Origin of the sequence: Desulfohalovibrio reitneri (genome assembly GCF_000711295.1) — a bacterium.
Lineage (GTDB): Bacteria > Desulfobacterota > Desulfovibrionia > Desulfovibrionales > Desulfovibrionaceae > Desulfohalovibrio > Desulfohalovibrio reitneri.
Genome location: NZ_JOMJ01000002.1, coordinates 1 through 11,587, shown reverse-complemented (window position 1 = coordinate 11,587; position 11,587 = coordinate 1). Strand labels below are relative to the sequence as shown.

General features: G+C 67.0%; 10 protein-coding genes and 4 pseudogenes. 13 read left to right on the top strand and 1 reads right to left on the bottom strand.

The window, feature by feature from the left end:
• Positions 1–374: pseudogene (locus N911_RS17830) on the top strand (anaerobic carbon-monoxide dehydrogenase catalytic subunit); the annotation flags it as partial.
• A gap of 77 nt (positions 375–451) precedes the next feature.
• Positions 452–1,224: pseudogene (locus N911_RS16385) on the top strand (ATP-binding protein).
• 11 nt (positions 1,225–1,235) lie between these two features.
• Here the strand turns inward: N911_RS16385 and N911_RS0100295 are convergent.
• Positions 1,236–2,366, bottom strand: coding sequence for a DVU_1551 family NTP transferase (locus N911_RS0100295; RefSeq protein WP_272913331.1), 1,131 nt, complete (start codon positions 2,364–2,366; stop codon positions 1,236–1,238).
• Positions 2,367–2,814: 448 nt separating this feature from the next.
• Here N911_RS0100295 and N911_RS0100290 point away from each other — a divergent pair, with 448 nt between their 5' ends.
• The 11 genes and pseudogenes from N911_RS0100290 to N911_RS19110 all read left to right on the top strand — a co-directional run.
• The gene (locus N911_RS0100290) at positions 2,815–3,372 is read left to right on the top strand and encodes a 4Fe-4S dicluster domain-containing protein (RefSeq protein ID WP_029893168.1); all 558 of its coding nucleotides are present in this window, start codon (positions 2,815–2,817) and stop codon (positions 3,370–3,372) included.
• Positions 3,369–4,262 carry a CoB--CoM heterodisulfide reductase iron-sulfur subunit B family protein gene (locus N911_RS0100285; RefSeq protein WP_029893269.1) on the top strand — a complete coding sequence of 298 codons (894 nt, stop codon included), beginning with the start codon at positions 3,369–3,371 and terminating at the stop codon, positions 4,260–4,262. Before N911_RS0100290 ends, N911_RS0100285 begins: the two co-directional genes overlap by 4 nt.
• Before the next feature lie 26 nt (positions 4,263–4,288).
• The gene (locus N911_RS0100280; protein WP_029893266.1) at positions 4,289–6,268 is read left to right on the top strand and encodes a CoB--CoM heterodisulfide reductase iron-sulfur subunit A family protein; all 1,980 of its coding nucleotides are present in this window, start codon (positions 4,289–4,291) and stop codon (positions 6,266–6,268) included.
• The gene (locus tag N911_RS0100275) at positions 6,235–6,699 is read left to right on the top strand and encodes a hydrogenase iron-sulfur subunit (RefSeq protein ID WP_029893264.1); all 465 of its coding nucleotides are present in this window, start codon (positions 6,235–6,237) and stop codon (positions 6,697–6,699) included. Before N911_RS0100280 ends, N911_RS0100275 begins: the two co-directional genes overlap by 34 nt.
• A gap of 12 nt (positions 6,700–6,711) precedes the next feature.
• Complete coding sequence (locus N911_RS0100270) at positions 6,712–7,662, top strand: 4Fe-4S dicluster domain-containing protein (protein WP_029893262.1); 951 nt, start codon at positions 6,712–6,714, stop codon at positions 7,660–7,662.
• Positions 7,662–8,717 (top strand): 4Fe-4S dicluster domain-containing protein, encoded by a 1,056-nt coding sequence (locus N911_RS0100265; protein ID WP_029893260.1) that lies wholly within the window; start codon positions 7,662–7,664, stop codon positions 8,715–8,717. The genes N911_RS0100270 and N911_RS0100265 overlap by 1 nt, the downstream gene beginning before the upstream one ends.
• Positions 8,718–8,738: 21 nt before the next feature.
• Positions 8,739–9,569, top strand: coding sequence for an FAD/NAD(P)-binding protein (locus tag N911_RS0100260; protein ID WP_029893258.1), 831 nt, complete (start codon positions 8,739–8,741; stop codon positions 9,567–9,569).
• 42 nt (positions 9,570–9,611) lie between these two features.
• Positions 9,612–10,100, top strand: a complete 489-nt coding sequence (locus tag N911_RS0100255; RefSeq protein WP_029893257.1) for a ferritin-like domain-containing protein — start codon at positions 9,612–9,614, stop codon at positions 10,098–10,100.
• 16 nt (positions 10,101–10,116) lie between these two features.
• Positions 10,117–10,674, top strand: a pseudogene (locus N911_RS19120) (aldehyde ferredoxin oxidoreductase N-terminal domain-containing protein); the annotation flags it as partial.
• Between the two features lie 218 nt (positions 10,675–10,892).
• A pseudogene (locus N911_RS19115) lies at positions 10,893–11,027 on the top strand (hypothetical protein); the annotation flags it as partial.
• A gap of 160 nt (positions 11,028–11,187) precedes the next feature.
• A partial coding sequence (locus N911_RS19110) for an aldehyde ferredoxin oxidoreductase C-terminal domain-containing protein (RefSeq protein ID WP_425266006.1) occupies positions 11,188–11,587 on the top strand: 400 nt, incomplete at its 3' end.

Below are 11,587 nucleotides of genomic sequence, written 5' to 3'. Positions count from 1 at the left end.
AAACTGGGCATCCCGCCTGTGCTGCACGTGGGCAGCTGCGTGGACAACGCCCGCATCATCCACCTCTGCGCCGTGCTGGCCAAAGGCCCTGGGCGTGGACATCTCCCAACTGCCCGTGGCCGCCAGCGCCCCGGAATGGTATTCGGAAAAAGGCCGCGGCCATCGGGCTCTACGCCGTGGCCAGCGGCATTTATACCCACCTGGGTCTGCCGCCGCACATCACCGGCAGCGAGATGATCACCAATCTGGCCCTGGAAGGGTTGGACGATCTCGTGGGCGCGTGCTTCGGCGTTGAGCCGGACCCCTTCAAGGCGGCCGACCTCATCGACGCGCGCATCAAGGACAAACGCGAGGGTCTCGGACTGACCCCCTAGACGACGGGATACAGGCTGTGGGGACCGGCCGACGTGGCCGGTCCCCTTTTCTTCCAGGAAGTTTTGGGGAGGACGGCATGAAGCTGGCCGTTGCCGGCAAAGGCGGCGTGGGCAAGACCACCTTCACGACCTGGCTGGCCGATTATTTGGCCAGGCAAGGGCACACCGTCTGGATGGTGGACGCCGACACGGCCCTCTCCCTGGGCGCGGCCTCCGGCCTGGCCCCGAGGACCTGCCGAAACCGCTGGTCACCCGCGAGGATCTGGTGCGCCAGCGAATCGGGTCCGGCTACCTCAACCTCAACCCGGAAGTCGGCGACCTGCCCGAAGAACTGGGCGTTGACCTCCCCCTGGGAGGCTCCGTTGAGGACGGTGTGACGCCCGGGTGGAAGCGGCTGCTGGTCATGGGCACGGTGGCCGGAGCGGGCGGAGGCTGCGCCTGCGCGGCCAACTCGCTGCTCAAAGCGTTGCTGGCTCATCTGCTGCTGCAACGCGGAGAAACCGTGCTGGTGGATCTGGAGGCCGGGGTGGAACACCTGGGCCGTGGCACCATCCAAAGCGTGGATGGCCTGGTGGTGGTCAGCGAGCCTTCGCGGCGTGGCCTGGAAACGGCCGCCAATATCTCACGCCTGGCTGAGGAGATGGGCTTGAGCCGACGCGCCCTTTTCCTTAATCGCCACCATGGAAACGCGGACCTGCCCGCCATCGACCACCTTCCCCCCCTGGCCGCGAGCCTCCCCCGCCTGGAAAGCCTGCAAGCGCGGCAACTCCATTCCCCGTCCGTTTTGGGGCTGGAAGAACAGGCGGCCATTGACGCGGCCTGCGCCGAGGTGCTGCGCTCCTTATCCTGAATGAGAGCAGATCAGCCAGGGGGGTCGCCCTTCCCTGCGACGCGTTCCACCGACCCGCCCAACTCATCCTCCACCAATTCTTGAACCCGCAGGGCACGCTCCATCCTCCCTTTGATGGCCTCCACCTCTTCGGGGTCGTCCGCTTGCTGCTCCATCTTGGATTGAAAACGCCGCCGCACCGGCACCAGCCTGTCCCCCTGAACCAGTTTGTCAGCCAGAAAGACGACTTCCCGCTCAGCCAACGGCCTTTCCTCTGGCGGATCAACGTCACGATGTTCCGCCGTCACCGCTCCCACGCAGGGATACCCCATGTCCGCCAGCATGGCCCCACCCGCCCGCTCGTGATCGGGCAGCCCCTTGGCGATGTCGTGCAGCAGACCGGCCGCTTCCACCAGCCGCACGTCAAGTTGATTCTCCACCCCCCGGACGACGTTGAGCGCTTCGGCCATGCGCAAGGCGAACCTCGCCACGGCACGGCTGTGCCTGCGTCCCATGTCCGTCACGCCCGGGGTTATGTCCAGTAGCGCCAGGCACTCGGCCCGACTGGGCGTGTCCTCCCAGGTCAAAAGGTCCAAGGCCTTAGCGTAGTTCTCGCCGGTATCCACGTCGAGGCGCACGCGCTCGTCAGCCACCTGAATCTCCACCGCCTGCCGCTCCCGCTGGGCAAAGTAGCCGGCCAGTCCGTTCCCGCCGCTCCACTTCATAATGTCGTCGCGCAATGACAACGGGATGAGGGGCGGATGTCCCCTGCGTCCCTGGAAAATCGGATGCAGTACGGATTCGCACAGCTTTGTCCGGGCTTTTGCCAAACGTTGCAACGTGTCACGCCGGACAAGCATCACGTCCACGGGCAACAGAAAGAAATGCCCCTCCTCCCCCTCCAGGGCTTGCAGTCCTGCCAGCACCGAGGAGAACATGCCGCTTTCCCACTTCGGGTTGCGCACAGCCTCGCCGCCGGACTCCCGCACGACCGGCTCCAACTCCCCGGCGCGATGACCACAGACCACCACGATCCGCCGCGCCCCGACATCGCGCAGCAGCCGAATCAGCCGCTCCACCACGACTTCATCACCAAGGGGCAAGAGCGGTTTGAACCCGCTCATACGGGAGGAATGCCCGGCTGCGGGTATGATCGCGTGCATCTCCGTCATGCGGCCTTCCCGAAAAGATCAAAAAACATTTCCGCTTCGAAATCACGACCATCTTTCGAGAACCTCGAAAATCCCCACACGCACGTCCTCACGACCATCCCGCTTGCCTCCGCTCACGAAAATCCACGGATACCGGACCAGTCTCCACCACGCTTCGCCATGACTGCCATACGCGCCTTGTATTCCGCGATCACTGGGAAAATGGCTGTGCGGCTGCCATTGACAGCGGGCGGCAAAGACACCAAATAATACTGCCTCTCCCATTGAGCATCACGGCCCCCCTCCATTTGGCCTTGCGCCGCGCCTCATGGCGGCAAGCGGAACCGACCGCCGAGGACGGCCTTCCGCGATTCCCGGGGGAGCTAACGGACGTAACCGCTCCTTGGACTACCGGCCGCCTCGGCGACCTGTACATAACCTTCAACAAAGAACCGACTCCATGGAAATACTCGATCTTTCCAATTCCCGCGATGACGAGTTCATCAGCCAGGTCGAGGAGGAGAGCGGGCAGCGGGTGCGGTTGTGCTATCAGTGCGGCAACTGCACGGCTGGCTGTCCGTACACCTTCGCCTTCGACATTCCGGTGAGCCGGATGATGCGGTTGTTGCAGGCCGGGCAGAAGGACCAGATCTTGTCCAGCCACTCGGTGTGGCTGTGCGCCACGTGCGAGTCCTGCACCACGCGCTGCCCCAACGGCATCGACGTGGCGCGGATCGTGGACGTGTTGCGCCACATGGCCCGGCGCGAGGGGTACGCCACCGAGCGCGGCGTGAAGGTATTCTGGGACAGCTTCCTGGAATCGGTGGCCAAGCACGGCCGGGTGTACGAAATGGGCCTTTTGACCTCGTACATCGCCAAGACCGGCAAGGTCTGGACGGACGCCGAGCTCGGCCCGCGCATCCTGCCCAAGGGCAAGCTGCACCTCACTCCGTCCCGCATCCAGGGCCGCGAGGCCGTGGCCCGGATCTTCCAGCGCTACAAGGAGGCCTCCAAGTGAGCCCCGCCTACGCCTACTACCCCGGCTGTTCCGGCCTCGGCACCTCCATGGAGTACGAGCAGTCCACCCGGGCCATCTGCGAGGCCCTTGACGTGAATCTGGTGGACATTCCGGACTGGAGCTGCTGCGGCTCCACTCCGGCGCACACCGTGGACCACACCCTGTCCTGCGCCCTGGCGGCGCGCAACCTGGGGTTGGTGGAGAAGATGGGCCTGGACACGGTCATCACCCCCTGCCCCAGCTGCCTGACCAACCTCAAGACGGCCGTGCACCGGATGGGCGATGAGGAGTTCATGCGCCGGGTGAACAGCCTGCTGGACGAGCCGGTGGGCAACACGGTGCGGGTCAAGTCCGTGCTGCAGGCGCTCATCGAGGACGTGGGGCCGGAGAAGCTGGCCGAGCGGGTGGTGCGCCCCTTAAGCGGCCTGCGGGTGGCCCCCTACTACGGCTGCATCATGAACCGTCCGCCCGAGGTCATGGAGTTCGACGACCACGAGAACCCGGTGGCCATGGACCGGCTCATGGAGGCCATCGGCGCGGAGGTCGCTCCCTTCCCGCTGAAGGTGGAGTGCTGCGGCGCCTCCTTCGGCGTGGCCCGCAAGGACGTGGTGGCGCGTCTTTCGGGCAAGCTTTTGGACTTGGCCGAGGCCAACCAGGCCATGGCCATGGTCACGGCCTGCCCGCTGTGCCAGATGAACCTGGACCTGCGGCAGGGGCAGATCAACGCGGCCACCAAGAGCCAGCACGAGATGCCCGTTTTCTACTACACCCAGCTCATCGGTCTGGCCCTTGGCCTGGACGAGTCCAGCCTGGGCCTGAACAAGCTGTGCGTGAACCCCGGCCTCGCGCTGCGCGAAGCCGAACGGAAGACCGCCGAAGCCGCCTCCTGAGGCGTGGCGGGGAAACCGGAGAAATCATGCGAATCGGCGTTTTCGTCTGCCACTGCGGCAGCAACATAGCCGGCAACGTGGACGTGGGGTCGGTGGCCGAGCAGGCCCTGTCCCTGCCGGACGTGGCCTTCGCCTCGGACACCATGTACGCCTGCGCGGAGCAGGGGCAGGAAGGCATCATCGAGGCCATCCGCGACCACGGCCTCGACGGCGTGGTGGTGGCCTCCTGCACCCCGCGCATGCACGAGCCCACCTTCCGCCGCACGGTGGAGCGGGCGGGTCTGAACCGCTACATGTTCGAGATGGCCAACATCCGCGAGCACGTCTCCTGGATCGGCAAGGACAAGGAAGCCAACACGCGCAAGGCGCTGGACCTGGTGTCCATGGCCGTTTCCAAGCTGCGCTACGACCGCCCGCTGACCCCCAAGAGCTTCGAGGTCAACAAGCGGGTCATGGTGGTGGGCGGCGGCGTGGCCGGCATCCAGGCGGCGCTGGACTGCGCCAACGGCGGCCTGGAGGTCGTTTTGGTGGAGAAGCAGTCCACCATCGGCGGCAAGATGGCCAAGCTGGACAAGACCTTCCCCACGGTGGACTGCTCCAGCTGCATCCTCGGCCCCAAGATGGTGGACGTCTCCCAGCACCCCAACATCACCCTCTACGCCTCCTCGGAGATCGACGAGCTGAGCGGGTACGTGGGCAACTACACGGCCACCATCCGCCGCAAGGCCACCTACGTGGACTGGGAGGCCTGCACCGGCTGCGGGCTGTGCATGGAGAAGTGCCCCAGCAAGAAGTCCGCGGACTATTTCAACGAGGGCGTGGGCACCACCACGGCCATCAACATCCCCTTCCCCCAGGCCATACCCAAGAAGGCTTCCATCGACCCGGATTTCTGCATCCGCTTCACCAAGGGCAAGTGCGGGGTCTGCGCCAAGGTGTGTCCCACCGAGGCCATCCGCTACGAGCAGGAGGACGAGCTGGTCACGGAGGAGGTGGGCGCGGTCATCGCGGCCACGGGCTTCGACCTCTTCGACACCTCCAAGTACGCCCAGTACGGCGGCGGCCGCTACCCGGACGTGATCACCTCGCTGCAGTACGAGCGGCTGCTGTCGGCCTCCGGCCCCACGGGCGGGCACGTCAAGCGCCCCTCGGACGGCAAGGAGCCCGAGACGGTGGTCTTCGTGCAGTGCGTGGGCTCGCGGGACAAGTCGGTGGACCGTCCCTATTGCTCGGGCTTCTGCTGCATGTACACGGCCAAGCAGGCCATCCTGACCAAGGACCACCTGCCCGGCTCGCAGTCCTACGTCTTCTACATGGACATCCGCGCGCCGGGGAAGCTGTACGACGAGTTCACCCGCCGGGCCATGGAGGAGTACGACACCCGCTACATCCGCGGCCGCGTGGCCATGATCTACCCCAAGGGCGACAAGTACGTGGTGCGCGGGGCGGACACCCTGGCCGGAACGCAGGTGGAGATCGAGGCGGACCTGGTGGTGCTGGCCGCCGGGGCCGAGTCGGCCAAGGGCTCGCCGCGGATGGCCGAGAAGCTGCGCATCTCCTACGACAAGTACGGCTTCTTCATGGAGAGCCACCCCAAGCTGCGGCCGGTGGAGACCAACACCGCGGGCGTGTTCCTGGCCGGTGCCTGCCAGGGCCCCAAGGACATTCCCTCCTCGGTGAGCCAGGGCAGCGCGGCCGCCAGCAAGGTGCTGGAGATGTTCTCCAAGGACATGCTGGAAAGCGACCCGCAGGTGGCCGCGGTGGACATCAAGCGGTGCATCGGTTGCGGCAAGTGCGTCCAGACCTGCCCCTTCGGGGCCATCGAGGAGACGGACTTCCGGGGCCAGCCCAAGGCCGGGGTCATCGAGACGGTCTGCCAGGGGTGCGGGCTGTGCACCGCCACCTGCCCGCAGGGGGCCATCCAGCTGCAACACTTCACTGACAACCAGATCCTCGCGGAGGTCAACGCCCTATGCCGGCAGCCACTGGTGACGAGCTTCGAATAGTCGGCTTTCTGTGCAACTGGTGCTCCTACGGGGGCGCGGACACCGCCGGGGTGGGCCGCTTCCAGCAGCCCACGGACCTGCGCATCATCCGCGTGCCCTGCTCGGGCCGCATCGACCCGCTGTTCATCCTCCGCGCCCTGTTCCACGGGGCGGACGGGGTGCTGGTCTCGGGCTGCCACCCGCGCGACTGCCACTACTCCGAGGGCAACCTCTACGCCAGGCGCAGGCTGGAGGTGCTGAAGCGCTTCCTGCCCATCCTGGGCATGGACGAGCGGCGGTTCGAGTACACCTGGGTCTCGGCCTCGGAAGGCAAGAAATGGCAGACGGTGGTGCACAAGTTCACCGAGGCCATCCACGAACTCGGCCCCGCGCCCGCCCTGAGCGAAGCGCAGGTGGCCCGGGCGCAAGCCGTGGCGGCGGACGCCGCCTGACCCGGAGGAAGCATGTCCCTTCTGGATGAGATGAAAGGCCGCATCAAAGAGCGGCTGCCCGAGCTGGACGTGGTCATCGGCTGGCAGCGGGGATTCGATCCCCTGCACGCCACGCCGCTGTTCATGCGCGGCGAGGAGGACGTGGACCGGCTGGTGCTGGATCCGCTGTGCGTGCACAACCTGGCCACCTACCTCACCGGCCTGCGGGACAAGAAGGTGGGCGTGGTGGTCAAGGGCTGCGACAGCCGCTCGGTCATCGAGCTCTTGCAGGAAAAGCTTCTGGACCGCGAAAACATCACGGTATTCGGCTTTCCCTGCGAGGGGGTGGTCAGCCTGAAGAAGATCGCCCGCGAGGTCGACCTGGACCTGGTGGAGGACGCCCGGGTCGAGGGCGACACCGTAAAAGTGACCGTGGACGGCGGGGAGAAATCGTTCCCCCTGGCCGAGGTGGCCGCGGACAAGTGCGGCCGCTGCCGCTACCACAACGCCCTGCTCTCGGACGAGTTCGTGGGCGAGCCGGTGACCGAGCCGGAGGCGGACGAGTACGCCGACGTGGCCGAGTTCGAGTCCAGGCCGCTGGAAGAGCGGGCCGGGCACTGGCGTGAGGCCATGCAGCGCTGCATCCGCTGCTACGCCTGCCGCAACGCCTGCCCCCTGTGCGTCTGCCGCGACCACTGCGTGGCCCACTGCCGCGACCCGCACTGGATCACCGAGCAGGACACGGTGGACGAGAAGTGGTTCTTCCAGGTCATCCACGCCATGCACCTGGCCGGGCGCTGCACCGAGTGCGGCGAGTGCGAGCGGGCCTGCCCCGTGGGCATTCCCCTCCTGCTGCTCAAGCGCAAGCTGAACAAGGAAGTCGAGGAGCTGTTCGACTACCGCGCTGGCACCAAGGTGGAGGCCACGCCGCCGCTGATGGCCTTCCAGGTGGAAGAGGAAAACATCAACGAGAGGGGGTGGTGATGGAAGCCAAGTTCATCCCCGGCGACAAGGTCCCGGCCTGGCTGGCGGAGCTGGCCAAAGAGCGCCGGACCGCCGTCCCCCGCCGCGAGGGCGAGGCCGTGGTCTTTCGGCCCTTCGCCCCGGACCAGCCGGTTCCCCTGGGCCGCCAAGCCACCACGCCGCCCAAGGGCTCGGTCTTTCCCCAGTGCGAGCCGCTGATGGTCTTTCGCTACGAGAAGGACCCGGCCAGCCCGGACACAAGCCAGGTGCGGGTCAAGGAGACCATCGACGAGACGCCGAGGCTGGTGGTGGGCGGCCGCCCTTGCGACGCGCGCGGCTTCGCCACCTTCGACCGGGTGTACGACGCCGAGGACGTCAAGGACCTCAACTACCTGGCGCGGCGCGAGCACACCGCCTTCATCACCATGGCCTGCCCCAGGCCCTCCTCCACCTGCTTCTGCCACTGGGTGGGCTCCGGCCCGGCGGACACCGAGTGTTCCGACGTGCTCATGACCCCGGTGGAGGGCGGCTACGTGCTGGAGCCGGTGACCGAAACCGGCGGGGAGCTTCTGGGCAGCGGCCTGCTGGAGGACGCCGGGAAGCGGCTGGACGAGGCGCACGTCGTGCACAAGCGGGCGGCCGAGGGCCTGGGCGAGGCCCCGGATCTTTCGGAGACGCCCGGCAAGCTGCTGGAGCTGTTCGACGACATGGGCTTCTGGGAGGAGGTCTCGGCCAAATGCATCAGCTGCGGGGCCTGCACCTACCTCTGCCCCACCTGCTACTGCTTCAACATCACCGACGAGGCGTGCGGGGCGGAAGGGGCCAGGCTGCGCACCTGGGACAACTGCATGTCCTACCAGTTCACCATGGAGGCCAGCGGCCACAACCCCCGCCCCACCAAGGCCCACAGGCTGAAGAACCGCGTGGGGCACAAGTTCAGCTACTACCCCACCATCCACGGCGGGGCCATCGCCTGCTGCGGCTGCGGCCGCTGCATAAAGCACTGCCCCGTGTCCGTGGACATCCGCGAAATCGTTCTCAAAGCCACGGCCGCCGAGCCGGCCGAGCAGGAGTAGCCCGTGCTCAAGGAACGCGAAATGCAGCCGCTCAACCCCTACCTGCCGGACGTGGCCACCATCACCGAAATCATCGACGAGACCCCGGCCATCAAGACCTTCCGCGTGGTGCTGGGCGAGAAGCGCATGAAGGAGTTCTCCTTCAAGCCCGGCCAGGTGGGGCAGCTGTCCGTGTTCGGCACGGGCGAGTCCACCTTCGTCATCAACTCCCCGCCCTCCCGCATGGACTACCTGCAGTTCAGCGTCATGCGCGCCGGGGAGGTGACCTCCAAGCTGCACTCCATGTCACCGGGCGACCAGATCGGCGTGCGCGCCCCCCTGGGCAACTGGTTCCCCTACGAGGATCTCAAGGGCAAGAACATCGTCTTCGTAGGCGGCGGCATCGGCATGGCGCCGCTGCGCACCCTGCTGCTCTACATGCTGGACAACCGGGGCGACTACGGCGACATCTCTCTGCTCTACGGCGCGCGCACCCCGCAGGACATGGCCTTCCAGTACGAGTTGCCGGACTGGCTGGGCCGCGACGACCTGAAAACCCAGCTCACCGTGGACGTGGAGTCCGAGGGCTGGGAACACTCCGTGGGCCTGATCCCCAACGTGCTCCTGGAGATGGAGCCCTCGCCGGAGAACACCGTGGCCGTCACCTGCGGCCCCCCCATCATGATCAAATTCACCATCCAGGCCTTGCATAAACTCGGCTTTCAAGACAATCAGATCATAACAACCCTGGAAAAACGCATGAAATGCGGCGTGGGCATCTGCGGCCGGTGCAACATCGGCACCAAATACGTCTGCAAGGACGGACCCGTCTTCACCTACGAAGAACTCAAGCAGCTGCCCAACGAACTGTAGGCGGGACCGGGGGAGACGAAAAGACAGCAAACGGGAGAAACCATGGCTCACTTCTTCCACGCCAACGAGGTCGCCAAGGCGGCCGTTGAGATCGAACAGAAGGGACGGGAGTTCTACCTGCGGGTGGCGGACAAGGCCCAGAACGAGGAACTGCGCGACTTCTTCCGCTACCTGGCGGACGAGGAGAGCAAGCACGAGGAGATATTCGCCAACCTGCTGGAACGGCTCGGCAGCGTCGAGCTGCCCGCCTGGTCCACCAAGGAGGAGTACGCCGACTACCTGCGCTCGCTCATCGAATCCCATTCCCTGTTCAACGGCGGCCTGGCCGAGAAGTACATGAGCGACGCGGATGACGCGGACACCGCCATCCGGATGGCCATGGGCTTCGAGAAGGACACCATCCTGTTCTTCATGGAGATGCGGGACATGGTCCCGGCCAAGGAGCGCGGCGCGGTGGAGCGCTGCATAGACGAGGAGCGCCTGCACCTGCGCAGGCTCGACGAGATGCTGACACGCATGCGCCAAAGCTGACCGACCGCCTGGAGCCGTGGTGGAGACGATCCTGCGCATCGACTTGTCCGCCGAGGGCGGCCCCCGGGCCGTCCGGCACCCCTTGGGCAAGTACGCCGGCCTCGCCGGACGCGCCCTGACCACGGCCATCATCGCCAACGAAGTGCCGCCGGACTGCGAGGCCCTGGGCCCCGCGAACAAGCTGGTCATCGCGCCGGGCCTCATGTCCGGCACGGCCGCCAGCAACTGCGGCCGCCTCTCCGTGGGCTGCAAGAACCCCTGGACCGGATTGCTGGAGGAAGCCAACCCCGGCGGCCGGGCAGCCCAATATCTCGGACGGCTCGGCGTTGCGGCCGTGGTGCTTGAAGGCGCGCCGCCGGGTGGCGCCCTGTACGCCGTGACCATCGGCGAGGACGGCGTTGGGGTGGCCGGGGCCGATGACTTGCGCGGGGTGACCAACCACACCCTGTGCCGTTGGGTCGGGGAACGGCGGAGCGGCGCGGCCTGCCTCTGCATCGGCCCCGTGGGAGAGATGCGCCTGGCTGGGGCCACCATCGCCTCCACCGACCGCGAACTCCGCCCCGTTCACCACGTCAGCCGGGGCGGCGTGGGCGCGGTAATGGGCCGCAAGGGCGTCAAGTGCGTGGTCATCGACCCGGGCGAGGCGGAAACGCGCCCCCCCGCCGAGCCAGAGGCGTTCCGGGAGGCCAGCGCGCTCTTCCTGCAGGGGCTGGCGGTCTACGCCGCCACCGGGCGGGCGGATTCGCCCCACGCCGCCGGCCCGGGCGGGGCGGGCCATGCCTGCGCCCAGGAATGCGGCGCGGTCTCCTGCGCCACCTTTTCCGCCGGAAACGGCCGCCTGGCCGCCGGCACGAGACCGCCTGGTCCCACAGCGCCGAATGCGGCATCAGCGACCCCGACGCCCTGGCCGAACTGGACCACCTGGAAGCGGACTTCGGCCTGGACCCGGTGGAAACGGGCCGCGCGCTGGGTCTGGCCATGCGAGCCGGGTCATCGACTTCGGCGACGCCGAAGGGCGGCGCGGCTGGTGCGCGAGGCGGGCGAGGGCACGCACCTGGGCCGCATCCTGGCTTCCGGCCCGTCCACCATGGCCGCCTGTTTCGGGCTGGAGCCGCCCAGCCCCCATCCGGCCTGGCCCCGCAGCGACCAAGCCCTCCGCGAGGACGCGGACGGGAGGGAGGCCGCCGAGCGCCTCCGGTCTCCGAACGACGGTTCCCACCTGCTTTCACCCAAGAGCCGGGAGCAAGTCTCCCGGAACCTGCGCATCGCCTCCGCGGCTATGGACTCCACCGGCTTCTGCCGCTTCGTGGTGCTGGCCATCCTGGAACAGGGGCGGACCTTCGAGGCCATGGTGGACACCATAAACGCCATGCACGGCCTGCGCCTCACCCCTGACGACCTGGTGGAGCTGGGCAGAAACATTCTGGAGACCGAGCACAACTTCAACCAGCGTGTCCGCTCGCCCGCGCCCGACGTCCGGCCCCGTG